Annotated in this window: 17 protein-coding genes and 1 tRNA gene; 9 read left to right on the top strand and 9 right to left on the bottom strand. The window is 60.1% G+C overall.

What is annotated here, in order from left to right:
* Positions 1 to 153: 153 nt before the first annotated feature.
* Both ACP7E0_RS18585 and gltB read right to left on the bottom strand, forming a co-directional pair.
* On the bottom strand, positions 154 to 396 hold the full coding sequence (locus ACP7E0_RS18585; RefSeq protein ID WP_426126727.1) for a hypothetical protein: 243 nt from the start codon (positions 394 to 396) through the stop codon (positions 154 to 156).
* A gap of 52 nt (positions 397 to 448) precedes the next feature.
* Positions 449 to 5170 carry a glutamate synthase large subunit gene (gene gltB / locus ACP7E0_RS18580; RefSeq protein WP_426126725.1) on the bottom strand — a complete coding sequence of 1574 codons (4722 nt, stop codon included), beginning with the start codon at positions 5168 to 5170 and terminating at the stop codon, positions 449 to 451.
* A gap of 563 nt (positions 5171 to 5733) precedes the next feature.
* On the opposite strand from gltB, the gene ACP7E0_RS18575 reads away from it, so the two are divergent.
* Positions 5734 to 6780: a threonine aldolase family protein gene (locus ACP7E0_RS18575; protein WP_426126723.1), complete on the top strand. Its 1047-nt coding sequence runs from the start codon at positions 5734 to 5736 to the stop codon at positions 6778 to 6780.
* On the opposite strand, the gene ACP7E0_RS18570 is transcribed toward ACP7E0_RS18575, so the two are convergent.
* Positions 6781 to 7656, bottom strand: a complete 876-nt coding sequence (locus ACP7E0_RS18570; protein WP_426126721.1) for a LysR substrate-binding domain-containing protein — start codon at positions 7654 to 7656, stop codon at positions 6781 to 6783.
* A gap of 96 nt (positions 7657 to 7752) precedes the next feature.
* Between ACP7E0_RS18570 and ACP7E0_RS18565 the strand changes: the two genes are divergently transcribed.
* On the top strand, positions 7753 to 8736 hold the full coding sequence (locus ACP7E0_RS18565) for a bile acid:sodium symporter family protein (protein ID WP_426126719.1): 984 nt from the start codon (positions 7753 to 7755) through the stop codon (positions 8734 to 8736).
* Positions 8737 to 8743: 7 nt separating this feature from the next.
* On the opposite strand, the gene ACP7E0_RS18560 is transcribed toward ACP7E0_RS18565, so the two are convergent.
* Entirely contained in the window at positions 8744 to 9544 is an 801-nt protein-coding gene (locus ACP7E0_RS18560) for an APH(3') family aminoglycoside O-phosphotransferase (RefSeq protein WP_426127024.1), read from the bottom strand.
* Between the two features lie 126 nt (positions 9545 to 9670).
* Entirely contained in the window at positions 9671 to 10147 is a 477-nt protein-coding gene (locus ACP7E0_RS18555) for an Hsp20 family protein (RefSeq protein WP_426126717.1), read from the bottom strand.
* Between the two features lie 539 nt (positions 10148 to 10686).
* Here ACP7E0_RS18555 and ACP7E0_RS18550 point away from each other — a divergent pair.
* Complete coding sequence (locus ACP7E0_RS18550) at positions 10687 to 11664, top strand: alpha/beta fold hydrolase (RefSeq protein WP_426126716.1); 978 nt, start codon at positions 10687 to 10689, stop codon at positions 11662 to 11664.
* Between the two features lie 8 nt (positions 11665 to 11672).
* Here ACP7E0_RS18550 and hisN read toward each other — a convergent pair whose 3' ends face one another.
* Positions 11673 to 12446 (bottom strand): histidinol-phosphatase, encoded by a 774-nt coding sequence (hisN, locus tag ACP7E0_RS18545; RefSeq protein WP_426126714.1) that lies wholly within the window; start codon positions 12444 to 12446, stop codon positions 11673 to 11675.
* A gap of 383 nt (positions 12447 to 12829) precedes the next feature.
* Positions 12830 to 13714, bottom strand: coding sequence for an N-formylglutamate amidohydrolase (locus ACP7E0_RS18540; RefSeq protein ID WP_426126712.1), 885 nt, complete (start codon positions 13712 to 13714; stop codon positions 12830 to 12832).
* Between the two features lie 195 nt (positions 13715 to 13909).
* On the opposite strand from ACP7E0_RS18540, the gene cpdR1 reads away from it, so the two are divergent.
* The 5 genes from cpdR1 to ACP7E0_RS18515 all read left to right on the top strand — a co-directional run bounded on the left by cpdR1 (position 13910) and on the right by ACP7E0_RS18515 (position 18187).
* Complete coding sequence (cpdR1, locus tag ACP7E0_RS18535) at positions 13910 to 14272, top strand: response regulator CpdR1 (protein WP_113313166.1); 363 nt, start codon at positions 13910 to 13912, stop codon at positions 14270 to 14272.
* Positions 14273 to 14368: 96 nt separating this feature from the next.
* Positions 14369 to 14443: transfer RNA gene (locus tag ACP7E0_RS18530), tRNA-Val, on the top strand.
* Between the two features lie 172 nt (positions 14444 to 14615).
* Positions 14616 to 14804, top strand: coding sequence for a hypothetical protein (locus ACP7E0_RS18525; RefSeq protein WP_426126710.1), 189 nt, complete (start codon positions 14616 to 14618; stop codon positions 14802 to 14804).
* Between the two features lie 426 nt (positions 14805 to 15230).
* Complete coding sequence (ilvD, locus tag ACP7E0_RS18520; protein ID WP_426126708.1) at positions 15231 to 17075, top strand: dihydroxy-acid dehydratase; 1845 nt, start codon at positions 15231 to 15233, stop codon at positions 17073 to 17075.
* Positions 17076 to 17260: 185 nt separating this feature from the next.
* On the top strand, positions 17261 to 18187 hold the full coding sequence (locus ACP7E0_RS18515; RefSeq protein WP_426126706.1) for a cation diffusion facilitator family transporter: 927 nt from the start codon (positions 17261 to 17263) through the stop codon (positions 18185 to 18187).
* A 70-nt stretch (positions 18188 to 18257) separates the two neighbouring features.
* Here ACP7E0_RS18515 and ACP7E0_RS18510 read toward each other — a convergent pair whose 3' ends face one another.
* The gene (locus tag ACP7E0_RS18510) at positions 18258 to 18662 is read right to left on the bottom strand and encodes a GFA family protein (protein ID WP_426126704.1); all 405 of its coding nucleotides are present in this window, start codon (positions 18660 to 18662) and stop codon (positions 18258 to 18260) included.
* Positions 18663 to 18746: 84 nt separating this feature from the next.
* On the opposite strand from ACP7E0_RS18510, the gene ACP7E0_RS18505 reads away from it, so the two are divergent.
* On the top strand, positions 18747 to 19202 hold the full coding sequence (locus ACP7E0_RS18505; protein WP_426126702.1) for a MarR family winged helix-turn-helix transcriptional regulator: 456 nt from the start codon (positions 18747 to 18749) through the stop codon (positions 19200 to 19202).
* Between the two features lie 3 nt (positions 19203 to 19205).
* Here the strand turns inward: ACP7E0_RS18505 and ACP7E0_RS18500 are convergent, their stop codons facing one another.
* On the bottom strand, positions 19206 to 19931 hold the full coding sequence (locus ACP7E0_RS18500; protein WP_426126700.1) for a class I SAM-dependent methyltransferase: 726 nt from the start codon (positions 19929 to 19931) through the stop codon (positions 19206 to 19208).
* Positions 19932 to 20260 lie beyond the last annotated feature (329 nt).

Below are 20260 nucleotides of genomic sequence, written 5' to 3'. Positions count from 1 at the left end.
ACCCACGGCCGCGCCCAATACGATGAATTCCCACCCTGCTGCACCGTTCACCACATAGACTGCCATCGGAACGGCGACTGCGATGGAAACTGAAATCAGCCTGTGAATGGCAACGGAGAAACGCATATTCCAAACCTTTCCCGTCACCAGTTGTTATTCGTCCGGCTCAATAATCGCTGGCCACATTCCATCCTTCCACACGATGAAAGGATTGAACCTTGTCCACATCGCTTCACGCGCGGCTTCTTCCGCCGGATGAACAGATATGACGCCGTCCCTGTCTTGAACGATGACGATCTCCTCCCCTTCGAGGAAGAAATCATCCGGAATGGCGACAAGGCGTCGATTGCCTTCTTTGATGATCCTGCTTCTGTGTTGTCTTGTAATTGCCGACATCGGCGCCTCCATCATAGGTTGAATTCCCATAACACAAGGCGCCGATCTTTAACTACTCCGCCGCGATGCCCATCCGCATGCGCTCCATTTCCTCAAGCGCACGCCGGTATTCGATCGGCATGACCTTGCGGAACTTCGGACGGAACTCGACCCAATGGTCGAGGATTTCCTTGGCGCGCGGCGAGCCCGTGTAGTGCAAATGATTGGAGATCAGCTGGTAGAGCCGCTCGTCGTCATGGCGCGTCATGTCCCCGGCGACATCGACCATGCCCTTGTGCATGAGGTCGCCGCCGTGATGATGCAGCTTCTCCAGCATGTCGTCCTCTTCCGGAACCGGCTCGAGTTCGACCATCGCCATGTTGCAACGTTTCGGGAAATCGTCGCTTTCATCCAGCACATAGGCGACACCACCCGACATGCCGGCTGCAAAGTTGCGGCCGGTTTCACCGAGCACCACGACCACACCGCCTGTCATGTATTCGCAGCCATGATCGCCGACGCCCTCGACGACCGCGATAGCGCCGGAGTTGCGCACGGCGAAGCGTTCACCGGCGACACCGTTGAAATAGCATTCGCCGGAGATCGCACCGTAAAGTACCGTATTGCCGACGATGATCGACTTGGCCGCGACAATCCTGGAGTTTTCCGGCGGGCGCACGACGATGCGGCCACCCGACAGACCCTTGCCGACATAGTCATTGCCGTCGCCGATCAGTTCAAACGTGATGCCCTTCGCCAGAAACGCGCCGAACGACTGTCCGGCGGTACCGGTGAGCTTCACCGTGATCGTGTCGTCCTTCAGCCCCTTGTGACGGTAGCGCTTGGCGACTTCACCGGAGAGCATCGCACCAGCCGAACGATCGACGTTCTTGATATCGACCTCGATCGTCACAGGCGTCTTCGATTCCAGCGCCGGCATCGCCGCCGCAATCAGCTTGCGGTCGAGAATGTCGTGGATCGGATGGTTCTGCCTCTCGGTCCAATAGGTCTTTTCCTTCGGCGCATCGACCTTGTGGAAGATGCGGGAGAAGTCGAGGCCATTGGCCTTCCAGTGCGAGATCATCGCATCCTTTTCGAGCAATTCCGAAAGGCCGATGACCTCGTCGAACCTGGCAAAGCCCAGCGACGCCAGGATTTCGCGCACTTCCTCTGCGACGAAGAAGAAGTAGTTGACCACATGCTCGGGCGCACCCTTGAAGCGCTTGCGCAGGACCGGGTCCTGCGTTGCCACGCCCACCGGACAGGTGTTGAGATGGCATTTGCGCATCATGATGCAGCCGGCGGCAATCAGCGGCGCCGTCGAGAAGCCGAACTCGTCAGCGCCCAAAAGCGCGCCGATGATGACGTCGCGGCCAGTCTTCAGGCCACCATCGACCTGCAGCGCGATGCGCGAACGAAGGCCGTTCAGCACCAGCGTCTGATGGGTTTCGGCAAGGCCGATTTCCCATGGCGATCCGGCATGCTTCAGCGATGTCAGCGGCGACGCACCGGTGCCGCCGTCATAGCCGGACACGGTGATATGATCGGCGCGGGCCTTGGCAACACCGGCCGCAACCGTGCCGACACCGACTTCGGAGACCAGCTTGACGGAGATATCCGCTTCCGGATTGACGTTCTTCAGATCGTAGATCAGCTGCGCCAGATCCTCGATCGAATAGATGTCATGGTGCGGTGGCGGCGAGATCAGGCCGACACCCGGTGTCGAATGGCGGGTCTTGGCAACGGTCGCATCCACCTTGTGGCCGGGCAGCTGGCCGCCTTCACCGGGCTTTGCTCCCTGCGCCACCTTGATCTGCAGCATATCGGCATTGACCAGATACTCGGTCGTAACACCGAAGCGCCCGGATGCCACCTGCTTGATGGCGGAACGCTCGGGGTTCGGCGAGCCGTCATAGAGCGGGAAGTAGCGGTCGGCTTCCTCGCCACCTTCGCCGGTGTTGGATTTGCCGCCGATGCTGTTCATCGCGATTGCCAGCGTCGTATGGGCTTCCCGCGAGATCGACCCGAACGACATGGCCCCGGTCGAGAACCGCTTGACGATATCGGCGGCCGGCTCGACCTCATCGATCGAGATCGGCTTGCGGCCGATGGCTTCGGCGCCCTTGATCGAAAACAGGCCGCGAATGGTGTTCATCCGCAACGCTGCGCCATTTACCATCTCGGCAAATTCGCGGTAGCGATCCTCGGCATTGCCGCGCACGGCATGCTGCAGCGAGGCAACCGCGTCCGGCGACCAGGCATGGCCTTCGCCGCGCATGCGGTAGGCATACTCGCCGCCAATATCGAGCGTGTTCTTCAAAAGCGGATCGGCACCGAAGGCCGCCTGATGGCGATTGAAGGTTTCCCTGGCGATCTCGTCAAGGCCGATGCCTTCGATCTGCGTTGCCGTACCGAAGAAGTACCGGTCGATCAGCTCCGAGTTCAAACCGATCGCATCGAAGATCTGGCCGCCGCAATAGGACTGGTAGGTCGAGATGCCCATCTTGGACATGACCTTGAGGATGCCTTTGCCGACCGCCTTGATGTAGCGGTAGACGACTTCGCTGCCATCGACTTCCTTCGGGAATTCGCCGCGCTTGTGCATGTCGGTCAGCGTATCGAAGGCAAGATAGGGGTTGATCGCCTCGGCGCCATAGCCTGCCAGCAGGCAGAAATGATGCACTTCGCGCGGCTCGCCGGTTTCAACGACCAAGCCGACGGAGGTGCGAAGCCCCTTGCGGATCAGGTGATGGTGCACAGCCGCTGTTGCCAGCAGTGCCGGGATCGCCATGCGGTCCGGGCCGATCTGGCGGTCGGAAAGCACGATGATGTTGTAACCGCCCTTGACGGCGGCCTCGGCCCGCTCGCACAGCCGGTCGAGAATTTCCGGCATGCCTTCGGCACCGCGCGTCACATCATAGGTGAAGTCGAGCGTCTTGGTGTCGAAACGGTCTTCCGTGTGACCGATCGAGCGGATCTTTTCGAGATCGCCATTGGTCAGGATCGGCTGGCGCACTTCCATGCGCTTGGCGTGCGCCATGCCGGCATGGTCGAGCAGGTTCGGGCGCGGGCCGATGAACGAGACGAGGCTCATTACCAGTTCTTCGCGGATCGGGTCGATCGGCGGGTTGGTGACCTGCGCGAAGTTCTGCTTGAAATAGGTGTAGAGCAGCTTGGTCTTGTCCGACATTGCCGAGATCGGCGTATCGGTGCCCATCGAGCCGATGGCTTCCTGTCCGGTCGTCGCCATCGGCGACATCAGGATCTTGGTGTCTTCCTGGGTATAGCCGAACGCCTGCTGGCGATCGAGCAGCGACACATCACGGCGCAGCGCCCGGGGCTCAACCGGCTTCAAATCCTCGAGAATGAGCTGGGTGTTGTCCAGCCACTGGCGGTAGGGATGCTGGTTGGCAAGGGTCGACTTCAGCTCCTCATCGGAGATGATCCGGCCCTCTTCCATATCGATGAGCAGCATCTTGCCCGGCTGCAGGCGCCACTTCTTGATGATGCTCTCTTCCTTCACCGGCAGAGTGCCGGCCTCGGACGCGAGGATGACGCGATCATCGTCGGTGACGAGGTAACGCGCCGGGCGCAGGCCGTTGCGGTCGAGCGTTGCGCCGATCTGCTTGCCATCGGTAAAGCAGACGGCGGCAGGGCCATCCCACGGCTCCATCAGGGCGGCGTGATATTCGTAGAATGCCTTGCGCTCGGGCGCCATCAGCTGGTTGCCGGCCCAGGCTTCCGGGATCAGCATCATGACGGCATGCGACAGCGGATAGCCGCCCTGCACGAGGAATTCGAGTGCGTTGTCGAAACAGGCGGTATCCGACTGGCCCTCATAGGAAATCGGCCAGAGCTTGGAAATGTCGCCACCAAACAGCGGCGAAGACACCGATGCTTGGCGCGCAGCCATCCAGTTGACGTTGGCGCGCAGCGTGTTGATTTCGCCGTTATGGGCGACCATGCGGTAAGGATGCGCCAGCTTCCACGACGGGAAGGTGTTGGTCGAGAAGCGCTGGTGCACCAGCGCGACAGCCGATTCGAAGCGCGGATCGGCCAGATCCTTGAAATAGGCAGCAACCTGATAGGCCAGGAACATGCCCTTGTAGACAATGGTCTTGGTCGACAGCGATACCGGATAGAAACCGGTCTCGGCGCCTTCGAAAGCGTCGTAGATGCGGTTGGAAATCACCTTGCGCAGCGTGAACAGGCGGCGTTCGAATTCGGCGTTGGTGGCCGCATCGCGGCCGGCGCCGATGAAGACCTGCACGTGGTGCGGCTCGGTCGCGGCAATGTGTTCGGCCTTGGACAGCGACGCGTTATCGACCGGCACTTCACGAAAACCGAGCAGCGTCTGACCTTCCTCAGTCACGACATCGGTGATCACCTGCTTGAAATGGGCGATCTGCGCCTCGTCCTGCGGCATGAACAGGTAGCCGACGGCATATTCTCCAGCCTTCGGCAGGATGACACCCTGCAGCGCCATTTCCTCACGGAAGAAACGGTCGGGGATCTGCACCAGAATGCCTGCGCCATCGCCCATCAGCGGATCGGCGCCGACAGCGCCGCGATGCGTCAGGTTTTCCAGAATGAACAGGCCGTCCTTGACGATCTGGTGGGACTTCTGGCCCTTCATATGCGCGACAAAGCCGACGCCGCAGGCATCGTGCTCGTTGCGCGGATCATAAAGTCCCTGTTTTTTCGGCAGGCCCGGAAATGCGGTATTTTTTTCAACCGTCGCCGTTGGGCGCGCAGTGTTGAAACCAGTTACGGTGGATGGCGTAAGGTCCGTCATCGTCTTCCCTCCTGTTAACCCGGCTAAGACCGGATATTTCCGCAGTCCAGGCAGGCTTTTGCGGGCAAGAGTCCCGCTGAAGCCGGCACCGGCATTATCGTTGCATGATCCTGATCCGGTCGCAAATGAAGCATTGACTGCATCCGGCACAGAGTGCTCGCGACCATCGCGATTGTCCCACCTGCCCGGACAAGAAAGCGTCCGGCGCGGTCTACAATCGTCAGCCAGAAGCCGCATCAGGCGGGCTTTCCGGCGTCCTTCCGGTCTTGAGACCGAAATAGGACAGTCATACTGTCCTATTTCATAGGCTCTATGCCAGAAAGCACCCTCCTCTGCAAGACCACTAATGCAAAATATTCGATCCTATTTTACCGAACATTGCGGTTAATTTCGCCTTTTTGTAATTTTCTTTCGCCAACCCCTCGTTTTCTTCAATTTGGTTTCAAACTGGTCTGATATTGTCCTATCTCGCCTTGTCTGGATTGATTGCCGCGACCGCATCCGTATGGTCTCTCCTGACCATTCAATTCGGGGACATTTCCCCGAAACAGCAGGATCGCATCATGATTTTCTCATCCGACAACTGGGCGGGCGCCCATCCCGTGATTGCCGAAAGCCTCGTCAAGGCCGCCGGCGGCTTTGCGCCTGCCTATGGCACCAGCGATCTCGATAAGAAGGTCGAGAAGGCGCTTTCAGAGGTGTTCGAACGTGAGGTCGCCGTCTTTTTCGTCGCCACCGGAACCGCTGCCAACTCGCTGGCGCTGGCCAGCACCAACCGTCCGGGCGGTCACGTGCTCTGCCATCGCGAAGCGCATGTGAATGCGGACGAATGCGGCGCGCCGGAATTTTTCTCGCATGGCGCCAAGCTTGCCCCGGTCGATGGACCAATGGGTAAGATGGATCCGGCCCGGCTGGAGAAGGAAATACAGCGGACCCGCGGCGGCGGCGTCCACGGCGGCCAGCCGATGGCGATCACCATGACCCAGGCGACCGAAGCCGGCACCGTCTACAGCCTGGACGAAATCGATGCGATCGCCGCCATCGCCAAGTCGTCCAAGCTGCCTTTACACATGGACGGCGCCCGTTTCGCCAATGCGCTGGTGACGCTCGATACGACGCCAGCCGAAATGACCTGGAAACGCGGCATCGACCTGCTCTCCTTTGGCGGCACCAAGAACGGCTGCTGGTGCGCCGAGGCGCTGATCCTGTTCGATACGCCCAAGGCCGAGGAAATGGGCTATCTGCGCAAGCGCTCCGCCCAGCTGTTTTCAAAGTCCCGCTTCATCGCCGCGCAGTTCGATGCCTATCTCGAAGGCGGCCTCTGGCTCGACCTTGCCCGCCACGCCAACAGCATGGCGGACCGGCTTGCTACGGGTATCGAGAGGTCGAACAGCGCCCATCTTGCCTGGCCGACCGGCTCCAACGAGCTCTTCGTCGTCCTGAAGAAGGAGACAGCAGTCAAGCTTCAGGCTGATGGCGCCGTCTTCTACGATTGGCCGGTGCCGAACACTTTGTCGGACTCGGTCGCTGAGAACGAAGGCCTCTACCGCCTGGTCACCAGCTTTGCGACGACGCCTGAGGATGTCGACCAGTTCCTGAAAGCCCTCTGATCAGACCACCTTGCCTGCCCCTGAAGCGGCCTGCAGGCCACCAACCGTGGACAGGATCTCACCGGACAGGGCTTTTACCAGCGCCCTGTCCGCGCCGCGCCGCGCCACCAGCACAAACTCGACATCCTCAAGCCGCGGCAGCTTGTCGGAGGTGATCTCCCGCAATCCCGCCGGCGCCATGCTGCGCGGCTGCACCAGAACGCCCATTCCGGCACGCGCCGCAGCGGTCAGTCCGCTGAGACTGCCGCAGGTACAGACGATACGCCAGGGCACGCCCGCCCGCTCCAGTGCTTCGAGTGCGACGCTGCGGGTAATGCTCGGCGGAGGGAAGGCGATCAGCGGCAGCACATCGCTGCGCATCACCCGCTCCGGATCGCGCGCCAGCCAGACCAGCGGCTCGCGATAGACCAGCTGGCCGCGCGCATCGCCGATCCGGCGCTTGGCCAACACCAGATCCAGCGCGCCCTCGTCCTGCATCTGATAGAGCGTCCCGCTCAAGGCCACCGTCAGCTCCAGATCGACCGAGGCATGTGCCCGGGTAAAATCCTCCAGCACCGCCGGAAGACGGCTCATGACAAAATCTTCGGACACGCCGAGATGCAGCCGCCCATGCAGGCTGCGCTCGGCAAACAGCGATTTCACTTGGCCATCCAGCGACAGCATGGCTCTAGCCGGCCCCAGCAGTGCCTCGCCATCTGCCGTCAGCGACACATGATGTGTATCGCGCTCGACCAGTTTGCGGCCGAGATCGGCTTCCAGCCGGCGGATATGCTGACTGACCGTCGATTGCCCGAGCCCCAGCCGCTCGGCCGCCAGGGTGAAGCTCGCCATCTGTTCGACCGCGAGGAAACTGCGAAGCTGCACCAGATCAAGCATTGGTCATCCTGAAATGTGATAATCGTTATTTCTTGCATTCGATATCATAATGACAATGATGCCGCCATCTGCTTTCCGATTATCTGGACGATCGATATGCGCCGCTTCCTGCCAGACACGTTCACCATTCTCCTCGTCTGCACGGTGATCCTTGCATCGCTGCTACCGATTTCAGGCGCGCCGGCGGACTGGTTCGGCCTGGCAACGAAGATCGCCATCGGCCTGCTGTTCTTCCTACATGGTGCGCGGCTGTCTCGCGATGTCGTGGTGGCGGGCCTCTTGCACTGGCGGTTGCACATCGTCATCCTGGCCTCGACCTTCGTGCTCTTCCCGTTGCTCGGCCTTGCTGTCGGCTTCCTGCCTGAAAGCGTTCTGCCACCAGCGCTCTATACCGGCATCCTTTTCCTCTGCGTCCTGCCCTCGACCGTGCAATCGTCGATCGCCTTCACCTCGATGGCCGGCGGCAATGTTCCAGCCGCCATCTGTGCAGCGTCCGCCTCCAATATTTTCGGCATGTTTTTGACACCGCTGCTGGTCGGCTTGCTGTTCGCGTCCGGCGGCCACGGCGGCTTCTCGTTCGATGCGCTGGAACAGATCCTGCTACAGCTGCTCGCGCCGTTCATCCTTGGCCAGATCCTGCAGCCATGGATCGGCAATTTCATCCGCGCCCGCAAGACGCTTTTGATGCCAGTCGATCGCGGCTCGATCCTGATGGTCGTTTATCTCGCTTTCAGCGAAGCGGTGACGGAAAACATCTGGAGCACGTTCTCCGTCCGCGACATCGCCGTCGTCATCGTCCTCGATATCCTGCTTCTCACCGTCGTTCTGGTCGTCACCATGTTCGGCAGCCGACTGATGGGGTTTTCCAGGGAAGACGAGATCGCCATCACCTTCTGCGGCTCGAAGAAGAGCCTTGCCAGCGGCGTGCCGATGGCCAACGTTATCTTCGCCGGCCAGGGCATCGGCAGCATCGTCCTGCCTCTAATGCTGTTCCACCAGATCCAGCTGATGGCCTGCGCGGTGATTGCCCAGAAATACGCCGAGCGCAACCGGCGCCTGGCAGTCCCCGCAGCCGAATAGGCAGGAGTTAGAAAAACTCGTCCAGCAATTGATAATAAGCGAGCTTGGCCCGATCCGGCTGGGGGACACCGTAGAGATCAAGGAAGGCTCGTCCCCAAGCCTCGCCAAAATCGTCACAAACACTGCGATAGGCAAGCGCCAGGTCCTGATAGCGGTCAGCGACGCCCAGACGGGCACAGTCGATAAACCCGCTGAACCGGCCATCCTGCGCCAGCAGGTTCGGCAAGCACGCATCGCCATGCGTCACAACGAGATCGGCACCGTCAGGCTTTTTTGTTTCAAGAAGCTGGAAGAGGTCTTCGGCCGATTGATCAAGCCGCGCCTCATCAAAGTCGTCCTCGTCAACCTCCCCTGCCTCCATCCGCGCCTTGGCTAGCGCCAGCCGGTTAGAAAGGCTGTGGTCGAACGGGCAGGTCCGGATATCGATGGCGTGCAACAGCTGCAAAGCGGTGGCCAATATCCCAATGCACTGTTGCGGCGTGATCGCGGCGGCGGACAGATCCCGGCCCGGCATAGCGCTGATTAGCAGCCAGTTCCGTCCGTCATGAACGTCCTGCGCAATCACATTCGGGCAGGCAATCCCGGCTCCCGCAAGCCATCGCAGCCGCGTTGCCTCATCCGGCAATTCAGAGAACGGACCAGTAGGATCACATTTCAGGAAGAGGCCCGGGTCTCCCCCGTTGGCCAGCTTGAAGACACCTGCTGATGATTGGCCAACCTCATCACGTTCGAAATGATAGGGCGACAACCTCGTGCGCCACGCGGGTGGCAAATCACCAGGGTGCAGCACGGATACCAGTTCGCTCATTGAACCCCTCTTCAAGATCATCACCCACTCTGCGTCATACAAAAAAGCCGCTTGCAACACAAGGTTGCAAACGGCTTTGGATTATCAGCAGCGCCTGTTCAGACGCTGCATCTTCTCGTCAACAGCTTAGTTGGCGCTACCGTTGACCTGGGTTGCTTCGATCTGCTTCGGCGCCGACTGGGCGGCAACGATATCGATGCGGCGCGGCTTGGCGGCTTCCGGAAGCTCGCGCAGGAGATCGATGTGAAGCAGGCCGTTCTTCAGCGAAGCAGACTGGATTTCCACGTGGTCGGCCAGCTGGAATCGGCGTTCGAAGGCGCGCTTGGCAATGCCGCGATAGAGGAACTGGTTTTCAGTCGCCTTTTCTTCGCTCTTCTCGCCCTTGACGGTCAGCGTGTGCTCGCGGGCTTCGATCGAAAGTTCGCTTTCGTCAAAACCGGCAACGGCCATGGTGATCCGGTAGGTGCTCTCGCCGGTCCGCTCGATATTGTAGGGCGGATAGGTCTGAGACTGGTCCGGCTGGCCGAGACTGTCGAGCATGGTGAAGAGACGGTCGAAACCGACGGTGGAACGGTAAAGGGGGGAAAAATCAACGTGACGCATGATGTCCTCTTGTGAGCAACTGGTGTGCGATCTTGGCTCTGTCATCCCTTGAAGCGGCGAAGGCAGAACCGGTGAACGAGCCCGTTTTTCGGCGCCCGTGAGGATGAGATGGGAATTAATTTTGCGGCCTTCAAGACCCCAGGCGGACAAGTTCCAGCACCCGCTTGATCCGCCCGGCCGTCGATAAACGCAGGATGAACGGCCGGTTCGAGCTGCGTTCAGCTTTGCCGCGATAGAACAGCAGTATCGGAAGACGAGGCTGGCAGCGGCGGTGAACGTCCCTTCTCCCACATGCTGCCTGTCCTCAACCGACCGACTGTCTCTGGCCGGGAACGGTATATCGTCCCCACACCGTTTCCGGCCCTTTTTCCCCGTCCTTTTCTGTGACCGGGCAATTGCTCCCGTATTTCTGCTGCCTCACCTGCACCGTTCCTTAATCGCTGTCGATCAAGGATGAGCCATCACAAATCCGGTGCATTGCCGGCGCATCCTTGCGCCAGCATCGCACCCTCAAAGACCCGCCGGACACGGACTTGCCCATGACGCCTACGCTTCATTCCACCCCGGACAACCCGATCCCCGGCAATCACACCGTCGGTTTCTTCGAGGGCGTAGGCAACCGCAGGATCCGCTATGCCATCTTCAAATCGGATACGCCAGTCGCCAAGGGCACCGTCGTGCTCTTGCAGGGACGCAACGAATCGATCGAGAAATATGCCGAGACGATCGGCGAACTCACTGCGCGGGGTCTCTGGGTGGCAACCTTCGACTGGCGCGGCCAGGCGGGTTCCGAGCGGCTGCTGAAAAACGCGCGGCGTGGTCACGTCAGGCGCTTTTCCGACTACGAGAGCGATCTGTCGACCTTCCTCGAAAAGATCGTCCTGCCCGACACGCGCCTGCCCTTTTTCATGCTGGCCCATTCGATGGGGGCGCTGGTCGCCTTGTCACAGGCGCCGATGCTTGCCAGCCGCATCGACCGGCTGGCCATCGCCGCCCCCTTCATGGCGCTTGGCGGCCAAAAGGTCGGTCATGGCATGATCAGCTTCTTGGCCTGCGTTTTCACGCTACTTGGCCTCGGCTCCCTTCCCTTGATGCGCGACAGGGGATCGCGGCCGTTTCCGGGAAATCTTCTGACCTCGGATGGGCGGCGCTTTGCCCGCAACAAGGCGCTGACCGACACCCATCCCGAACTGGCGCTCGGACCGCCCACCGCCCGCTGGCTGCACGAAACCTTCAAGGCGATCAGGCGCGTTTCAGCCCGCGAACACCTGACGCAAATCCGCGTACCGACCATCGTGCTGGCGCCGACGCAGGACAGACTGGTACCGCACCTGGCCGTGGAGACGCTTGCCCGCAACTTCCGCGCCGGCCAGATGATCCCCATCGACGGCGCCCGGCACGAGCTTCTGCAGGAAGCCGATCACTATCGCGCCCAGGCGATCGCCGCCATCGAGGCCTTCATCCCCGGCAGCACCGGGGATATGGCATTGATGGAAAAAGAGGACCTCACTGCCTAGTTCGGCAATCAGCCCTTCAGGATGGCCAGCGCCTGTGCGTGGATTTCGGCGCTGCCGGCCGCGATGACTTCGCCGCCCATTTCCGCCGGACCGCCATTCCAGTCGGTGACGATGCCGCCGGCCTGCTCGATCAGCGGAATGATGCCACCGACATCGTAAGGCTTCAGGCCGCATTCGATGACGAGGTCGATATGACCGGCGGCAAGCAGCGCGAAGGCGTAGCAGTCGCAGCCGTAGCGGGCGAGCTGAACCTTGCTCTGCACCGCCTCGAAGCGGGTCTTGATATCGCCGGTATAAAGATGCGGCGAGGTGGTGAACATGATCGCCTGGGAAAGGTCGGCGCAGGGCCGCGTCGAGACAATCTTGTCCTCGCCCGGCCCGCGATAATGGGTGTTCTTGCCATCGGCGAAATAGCGCTCGCCGGTAAACGGCTGGTCCATCAGCCCCATCACCGCCTCGCCCTTGTGATAGAGGCCGATCAGCGTTCCCCAGACCGGCAGGCCGGAAATGAAGGCCCGGGTGCCATCGATCGGATCGATCACCCAGACATAATCGCGGTCGAGGCCGATATTGCCGAATTCCTCGCCGAGAATGCCATGATCCGGGAAATGCGCCTCGATCAAAGTGCGGATCGCCGTCTCGGCCGCGCGGTCGCCCTCGGTCACCGGGTCGAAACCGGCGGCTTCCTTGTTGGCGACGCTGATACCAGTGCGGAATCGCGGCAGGGTCTGCGCCTTAGCAGCATCGGCAAGGCGATCGAAAAATTCACGGTCCGGCAGCATGAAACCTCACGAAAATCGGGAAATGGAAGGCTGAATGTGCTTATGGCACATTTTTTTGAAAAAGAAGTCTCCGGCGAGAAAATCAAAAAAAATCGAGCGTATCGGCAGATGTGAAAGCCGTATTGCTCCGGTTTCGCGAAGAACGTGCCTCAAAAATCGAAAGAACCGCAAAATCGGACATTTTTCGGCAGTTCGGCATTCTTAGGTTTTGGCGCACCGCACCAATTATGGCCAAACCTTGCTTGACAATTGTGCGCTGCAATATTAGCTTTTCCCTACAGTCACTTGTGACTGTAAATACCCTCCTTGGGTGTTTCCTCCCTAGACTTAGCCGCGCCAAAAGCGCGGTTTTTTTTGTCTTTATGTCAGGGAAAAAAGGCGGCCTATTCGGCAGCCAGCGATGTGATTGGCGTGTACGTCTGCACATGTGCCGCAAGCCCACCGAGGAACATCCTGATAGCCTCAGCCAGCATCGAAAAATCCTTCTTCTTCTGCAGCGTTGCCTCGTCGACATAGAGACCGCGGTTGATCTCGATCTGCAGCGCATGCAGCCCGCGCGCCGGGCGCCCATAATGTTCGGTGATAAAACCGCCGGCATAGGGCTTGTTGCGGGCAACGGAAAAGCCGAGATCCTCCAGCAGCGACACGGCGGCACGTGACAGATCGGCGGAGGCGCTGGTGCCGTAACGGTCGCCGATGATGAAGTCCGGCCGCTGGCCCGTTCCGGCCAGCCGGATATTGCCCGGCATCGAATGACAATCGATCAGAACCGCCAGCCCGAACTGTACATGGGTGCGGGCAATCAGCCGCCGCAGACAGGCATGGTAGGGCTTGTAGATGGTTTCGATCCGCTCGAGCGCTTCGGCGACCGGAAAGCGGCCCCGATAGATTTCCATGTTTTCCGCCACCAGCCGCGGCACCGTGCCGAGACCGCCCGCCACCCGCATGGAGCTTATATTGGCATGCGGCGGCAATGGTCCGTCAAACATCCGCGGATCGAGTTCATAGGGCTCGCGGTTGACGTCGAGAAAGGCACGCGGGAAATGCGCCATTAACAATGGCGCGCCCAGATCTGTTACGGAATGGAACAGTTCGTCGACGAAATGATCCTCCGAGCGGCGTATCGAGAGATCGTCCAGACGGGATTTTTCCAGGAAGGACCGGCTGTACACCCTGCCGCTGTGGGGGGAATTGAAGACAAAGGGAATGCGTTGCATTTCCGGCTCGCGAACTTCGAACTGTTCGGTTTCGCTGACGTTCTGCGTCATCGCAGCCCTTTTTTACCATGTCACAATCTTGATGCTTCGTGTATGTTGCCAGCAGGCAGCAATCATGTCCATAGTCGTTTCCTGCCAGTGAACGAGGCTTGACGTTAAGTCTTCACCGGATATTTACCCACATGCGGTTTCATGACGTTACCGCAATTCCCGACATCGACACGTAAGGTGCAACGGCTTTAATCCATGAGTCCAAAAATCCTCCTCGCCGAAGACGATAACGACATGCGCCGCTTCCTGGTGAAAGCCCTGGAAAAGGCCGGCTATAAGGTGTCGTCGTTCGACAATGGCGCCAGCGCCTACGACCGGCTGCGCGAAGAGCCTTTTTCGCTTCTTCTCACCGACATCGTCATGCCCGAAATGGACGGCATCGAGCTCGCCCGCCGGGCAACCGAACTCGATCCCGACCTCAAGGTCATGTTCATCACCGGCTTTGCCGCGGTGGCGCTCAACCCTGATTCGAAAGCGCCTAAGGACGCAAAGGTGCTGTCCAAGCCCTTCCATCTGCGTGATCTTGTGGACGAAGTGAACAAGATGCTGGCCGCATAGGCCTGCGCCGCAAGGGCCGCAAAACTTCCTGTCAAAAAGCCGAAAAAAGCCTATTGACGCCCCAGGAGGTTTATGGTCTATGCGCCGACATTGGATGGGCGTATAGCTCAGCGGGAGAGCACTACGTTGACATCGTAGGGGTCACAGGTTCAATCCCTGTTACGCCCACCATCCAGTTTCTAAAGGCCTTTCGGGAAACCGGGAGGCCTTTTTCGTTAGGCGTCTATCCGTCCTGACCTTATCTTTACCGGCAGACCGTTTGACTTTGCAGCAGCCGCCCGACCGTGACGCGGTGTCGAAACATCCCACTTGAAACACGCTACCAGCAAGGACGATTTCGCCTGTGAAGGAACCGCGTTACGAACTCCATCAGGAGAGAAATGGCACCTGGACCGTGATCGACGTTGTCACGCGCGTGCCCGCCGCCTCGGACGGGCGCGATCTGACTGGCCTTGACCGCGACGACGCCAGGGACATCATGGAGGCGCTCAACAGGGATCACCTCGCCGGGCGCAGGAGCCCGCTGGTATAGCGCGCAAAATCCCCTCCCCGTGACCGGAGAGGAGATTTGTACAATGGTTTACGTGATGAAATTGCCGGGTTGCAAAGTGTCCAGCACCGGCAATAAAGATGGAAACGCTGCGCCACGCATCCCCCAAACAAGGTAGGCAGCCAGCCTTATTCTTCGAAATCAATCGGTTGGGCAGAAATTCCGCCCGCTGTGGCTGGCAAACTGGGTAAGTCCGGCAAAACGCGCAATTCTGAGCTATGCCGACGCAGGACAATCCATCCAGGCGTGCAAGATCGGGAAATCCGCGATACCACCGCTATCCAAAAAACACGAAATATTGTTACGAAATTCGTGACGCGGGCGCAGTTTTGCGCTAGGAACCGCTGCAATTGTGGTCCCTGAACCCTATATCTGCCGTTCACCCAGACAAGATCAAGGAAGACGTCCATGCCTGCCTATCGCTCCCGCACCACCACCCACGGCCGCAACATGGCCGGCGCTCGCGGCCTCTGGCGCGCGACGGGCATGAAGGACAGCGACTTCGGCAAGCCGATTATTGCGGTGGTGAACTCGTTTACCCAGTTCGTGCCAGGCCACGTGCACCTCAAGGACCTTGGCCAGCTGGTTGCCCGCGAGATCGAAGCCCACGGCGGCGTCGCCAAGGAATTCAACACCATCGCGGTCGATGACGGCATCGCCATGGGCCATGACGGCATGCTCTATTCGCTGCCGTCGCGCGAAATCATCGCCGACAGCGTCGAATACATGGTCAACGCGCACTGCGCCGATGCGATGGTCTGCATCTCCAACTGCGACAAGATCACCCCCGGCATGCTGATGGCCTCGCTGCGCCTCAACATCCCGACGATCTTCGTCTCCGGCGGCCCGATGGAAGCCGGCAAGGTGCTGCTCTCCGACGGCAAGATTCATTCGCTCGACCTGGTCGACGCCATGGTCGCAGCCGCCGACGAAGACATGTCGGACGAGGACGTCCAGACTATTGAACGCTCGGCCTGCCCGACCTGCGGCTCCTGCTCTGGCATGTTCACCGCCAATTCGATGAACTGTCTGACCGAGGCCCTTGGCTTGTCCCTGCCCGGCAATGGTTCGACGCTGGCGACCCATTCCGATCGTGAAAAGCTGTTCCTGGAAGCCGGCCGCCGCATCGTCGGTCTCGCCAAGCGCTACTATGAACAGGACGACGAAACCGCTTTGCCGCGCACTATCGCCTCGAAGGGTGCCTTCGAGAATGCCATGGCGCTCGATATCGCCATGGGCGGCTCGACCAACACCGTGCTGCATATCCTTGCTGCCGCCCATGAAGGCGAAGTCGATTTCACCATGGACGACATCGACCGCCTGTCACGCAGGGTTCCGTGCCTCTCCAAGGTCGCGCCCGCCAAGTCCGACGTCCATATGGAAGACGTGCATCGCGCCGGCGGCATCATGGCGATCCTCGGCGAACTGAACCGCGCCGGCCTGCTGAATGCCGGCCTGCCGACAGTCCATGCCAAGACGCTGGGTGACGCCCTGTCGCAATGGGATATTTCCGTCACCGATAATCCGGCGGCTCTCGAGCTGTTCAGCGCCGCCCCCGGCGGCGTACCGACGCAGGTCGCCTTCAGCCAGAGCGCCCGCTGGAAGGAACTCGATCTCGACCGCGAAAAAGGCGTCATCCGCGATGCCCAGCATCCGTTCTCCAAGGATGGCGGCTTGGCTGTCCTCAAGGGCAACATCGCGCCCAACGGCTGCATCGTGAAGACGGCTGGTGTGGACGAATCTATCTTGAAATTCTCCGGCCCCGCCCGCGTCTTTGAAAGCCAGGATTCGTCGGTCAAGGCGATCCTTGCCAATGAGGTCAAGGCCGGCGACGTCGTCGTCATCCGTTATGAAGGCCCCAAGGGCGGCCCGGGCATGCAGGAAATGCTCTATCCGACCAGCTATCTGAAGTCGAAGGGTCTGGGCAAAGCCTGTGCGCTGATCACCGATGGCCGCTTCTCCGGTGGCACGTCCGGTCTCTCGATCGGCCATGTCTCGCCGGAAGCAGCCAATGGCGGCCTGATCGGCATCGTGCGCGAAGGCGACATGATCGACATCGACATCCCCAACCGGACGATCTCGCTGCGCGTCAGTGAAGTGGAAATCGCCGCCCGCTGCGCTGAACAGGACGCCAAGGGCTGGAAGCCGGTCGAACTGCGCAAGCGCAAGGTGACGACCGCGCTCAAGGCCTACGCCGCCTTCGCCACCTCGGCCGACCGCGGCGCGGTACGCGATCTCGGCGATCTCGGCTAAAAAGACCACAGGCTTTCATCAAATATCGTCATACCCCTGGATCCCAACGGATTCAGGGGTATCTCTTTTTCCGCTTCTTGCCAGGCCGCCATTCGGCCGTCATTGCGATATAGGCAAATGCGGCAAACGCGCCCACAATCCCTTGTGCAAGCCCCGCCCCAAATCCCACCACTCCGAGCAGACCCATGCAATCCGAACAGACTGTCCTGAAAATCTCCATCGGCGTGACCATCCTGATCGCCTGTTCCGGCATCGCATTCGGCATCGTCACCGGCTCCTTTTCGATCGCCTTCGACGGGGTCTATTCGCTTGCAGACGCCAGCATGAGTACGCTGGCTCTTGTGGTCGCCAAGCTGATTGCCAGCGATACCGATCCGAGCCGCGGCAAGGGCAAGCTTCGGGCACGGTTTTCCCTCGGCTTCTGGCATCTCGAACCGATCGTGCTCGGGCTGAACGGCATCCTGCTGATGAGCGTCGCCGTCTACGCGCTGATCAACGCGATTATCAGCATCCTCTCCGGTGGCCATGCGCTCGAATTCGACTATGCGATCCTCTACGCAGCCATTACGCTCGTGGCATGCCTGACCATGGCGACCGTCGTGCGCAAGAAAAACGCCACCATCCGCTCCGAGTTTCTGACGCTGGATGCCACCGCGTGGCTCATGTCCGCCGGCATCACGGCGGCCCTTTTGATCGCCTTCATCGGCGGCTTTTTCGTCGAAGGCACGCCGCTTGCCTGGATCGCGCCCTATATCGACCCGGCCGTTCTGGCGCTTGTCTCCGTCGTCATCATCCCGATGCCTATCGGCACGGTGCGCCAGGCGCTGTCCGATATCCTGCTGATGACGCCAGCGCCATTGCGGGCAAGGATCGATGAGGTGGCTGAGGAGGTGGTCCAGGAACAGGCCTTCCTCTCCCACCGCGCCTATGTCGCCCGCATCGGCCGGCTGATGCAGGTGGAACTCTATTTCATCGTGCCGCCCGGCATGCCCGCCCGAACGATCGAGCAGTGGGACCAGTTGCGCGATGACATCGGCGCCCGCATCGGCAGCGAAGGTCCCAACCGCTGGCTGACCATCGCTTTTACGGCAGACACGGAATGGGCGGAATAGTTCTTCCCTCTAACATTCCGTCTATGGTTGCCGCCACATGGAAACCGTTTTCGTCTGACGACATCAAACGTCACAAATGCCGCGTCTCCGCCGGCGTGTTCCACCACGCATTGTTGCGCCCGTCGGAATAGGTCACCGGCGCTTCCGCCAGCACCGAGGGGTCGAGATCGTCGAGGCATGCGAGATTGATCGAGACGAAGGCGCCGCCGATCTGTTCGACATAACCGTCGCTGAAGGGCGAGATGCCGCAGATGCGGCAGAAGCGATGATGGCCGCTCATCGTGCCGAACTGATAGTCAGTCATTTCACCCGCACCCGCCAGCAGCCGGAAATCCTCCGGCTTGATTGTCGCGCCCCAGGCGCGCCGCTTTGTGCAGATCGAGCAATTGCATTTGCCGGTGCCGGCATCCAGGTCGATATCGGCCTCGAACCGCACCTTGCCGCAATGGCAGCTTCCCTTGTAGGTCATTTTCATATCCGCTCTCCCTTGCCTAAACCGCCCAGACATGACAATGTATTGTCATATTCACATTGTACAGAATGACAATATGTTGTCAACATGAAGAAACCAGATCGAACCGCGGAAGGTGATGCTTTCGCCCTTTTTTCCATCTCCGTCATCCGGCTGGCCGCACATCTGACGGCAGAGGGTGACGCGCTGGCGAAACCGGCGGGGCAGACCAGCGCCCGCTGGCAGGTGCTGGCCGCGGCAAGCCATGCCAGCATGCCGGTGGCCGAGATTGGCCGCGTGCTCGGGCTCGCGCGCCAGGGCGTGCAGCGCATTGCCGATGTTTTGGAAACGGAAGGCCTGGTCCGCTACGAAGACAACCCGGCCCACCAGCGCGCCAAGCTGCTGGTGCTGACCGAGGAGGGACGCGCTGTGCTGCGCGACATCCAGACGCGGCAGGCGTCCTGGGCAAATGCGCTCGGAGCGGACATCGGCGCGGGCGATCTTCAGGCGACGACGGCGGTCCTGACCCGTATTCTCGATGGCCTGGTCAAGCCAAAACGTTAGCCTTTACTTACGCGCAGAAACCAGAAGGAACATCGGCCACTCGCGCTCTTCCGCCCATTCCGGATGGGCGGCAACCTGCTCATGCGACGGCCCCCACTCCTCGACATGCTGCAGCGCAAAGCCGAGGCTAATGAGGATATTGATCAGCGTCCCCATTGTCCGGTGCTGCTTGACGACGCCCTTCGCCAGCCAATCCGTCGTGCGCGGACCTTCATCGAGATAACCGTTGACCGGCCAAGTCGCGCGACCGTCGATATCCTTCGACCAGCCGGGATGGGCCGGTGCCATGTAGATAGGGTGCTCGATCGAAAACACCAGCTGGCCGCCGGTTACCAGCGCCGCATGCACACGCGCCAGCAGGGCCTCAAGGTCCTTGATATAGTGGAAGGCAAGCGAACTGTAGACGAGATCGAAGGATGCTTCCGGCAAGTCCAGCACTTCAAGATCGGCCTTGGCATAAACGATCGCCGGATCGGACGTTGCCTTGGCCCGCGCCAGCATGTTCTCCGACACGTCGAAACCAAGAACACTTGCTGCGCCCTCGTTCTTTGCGAAACGGCAGAACCAGCCGAAACCACAACCGAGATCGACAACCCGCTTGCCCTTCAGATCGGGCAGCAACGCCCGGATCGACGCCCATTCGGCAGCCCCATCCAGCCCTTCGACAGAGCGGCCAAGCTGGCTATAGCCTTCGAAGAATTCGGGATTGTCGTAGACGTTCTGGGTCATGTTTCACCGTATTCTGTATAGTCGTAGACGCATATTGCGATGCCTTGCCCCGTCATGTCAGCCTTTTGTGGCGGGAATTGTGGGGGTTAGGAGTGAATTTGTTAAAAATGGAATGGGCAAACACTAGCGGTCCTAGGGTTAAATGGCACACCAATACTTGCGATTGAATTTGGATACGAAAAATCTCCCCCCTCCGTCATTCCTGTGCCTGTCACAGGGATCCTGTGTGTCTGAACTGTGCTTTAATGGGGGCGGGCGGAAGGCCGTCGGGATCCCGGTCGTTGGAGACCGTTTGCTGGCTCTGGTCCTCCGCCCGCTTTTGATACCCG

Origin of the sequence: Pararhizobium sp. PWRC1-1, assembly GCF_049897905.1 — a bacterium.
Classification (GTDB): domain Bacteria; phylum Pseudomonadota; class Alphaproteobacteria; order Rhizobiales; family Rhizobiaceae; genus Pararhizobium.
Note: the sequence above shows the minus strand (reverse complement) of the source record. Positions and strands in the feature narration are given on the sequence as shown.

Excerpts from the sequence above, each read along its gene's own strand:
- ACP7E0_RS18585 (WP_426126727.1), bottom strand. The coding sequence starts at position 396 with ATGTCGGCAATTACAAGACAACACAGAAGCAGGATCATCAAAGAAGGC.
- gltB (WP_426126725.1), bottom strand. The coding sequence starts at position 5,170 with ATGACGGACCTTACGCCATCCACCGTAACTGGTTTCAACACTGCGCGC.
- ACP7E0_RS18575 (WP_426126723.1), top strand. The coding sequence starts at position 5,734 with ATGATTTTCTCATCCGACAACTGGGCGGGCGCCCATCCCGTGATTGCC.
- ACP7E0_RS18570 (WP_426126721.1), bottom strand. The coding sequence starts at position 7,656 with ATGCTTGATCTGGTGCAGCTTCGCAGTTTCCTCGCGGTCGAACAGATG.
- ACP7E0_RS18565 (WP_426126719.1), top strand. The coding sequence starts at position 7,753 with ATGCGCCGCTTCCTGCCAGACACGTTCACCATTCTCCTCGTCTGCACG.
- ACP7E0_RS18560 (WP_426127024.1), bottom strand. The coding sequence starts at position 9,544 with ATGAGCGAACTGGTATCCGTGCTGCACCCTGGTGATTTGCCACCCGCG.
- ACP7E0_RS18555 (WP_426126717.1), bottom strand. The coding sequence starts at position 10,147 with ATGCGTCACGTTGATTTTTCCCCCCTTTACCGTTCCACCGTCGGTTTC.
- ACP7E0_RS18550 (WP_426126716.1), top strand. The coding sequence starts at position 10,687 with ATGACGCCTACGCTTCATTCCACCCCGGACAACCCGATCCCCGGCAAT.
- hisN (WP_426126714.1), bottom strand. The coding sequence starts at position 12,446 with ATGCTGCCGGACCGTGAATTTTTCGATCGCCTTGCCGATGCTGCTAAG.
- ACP7E0_RS18540 (WP_426126712.1), bottom strand. The coding sequence starts at position 13,714 with ATGACGCAGAACGTCAGCGAAACCGAACAGTTCGAAGTTCGCGAGCCG.
- cpdR1 (WP_113313166.1), top strand. The coding sequence starts at position 13,910 with ATGAGTCCAAAAATCCTCCTCGCCGAAGACGATAACGACATGCGCCGC.
- ilvD (WP_426126708.1), top strand. The coding sequence starts at position 15,231 with ATGCCTGCCTATCGCTCCCGCACCACCACCCACGGCCGCAACATGGCC.
- ACP7E0_RS18515 (WP_426126706.1), top strand. The coding sequence starts at position 17,261 with ATGCAATCCGAACAGACTGTCCTGAAAATCTCCATCGGCGTGACCATC.
- ACP7E0_RS18510 (WP_426126704.1), bottom strand. The coding sequence starts at position 18,662 with ATGAAAATGACCTACAAGGGAAGCTGCCATTGCGGCAAGGTGCGGTTC.
- ACP7E0_RS18505 (WP_426126702.1), top strand. The coding sequence starts at position 18,747 with ATGAAGAAACCAGATCGAACCGCGGAAGGTGATGCTTTCGCCCTTTTT.
- ACP7E0_RS18500 (WP_426126700.1), bottom strand. The coding sequence starts at position 19,931 with ATGACCCAGAACGTCTACGACAATCCCGAATTCTTCGAAGGCTATAGC.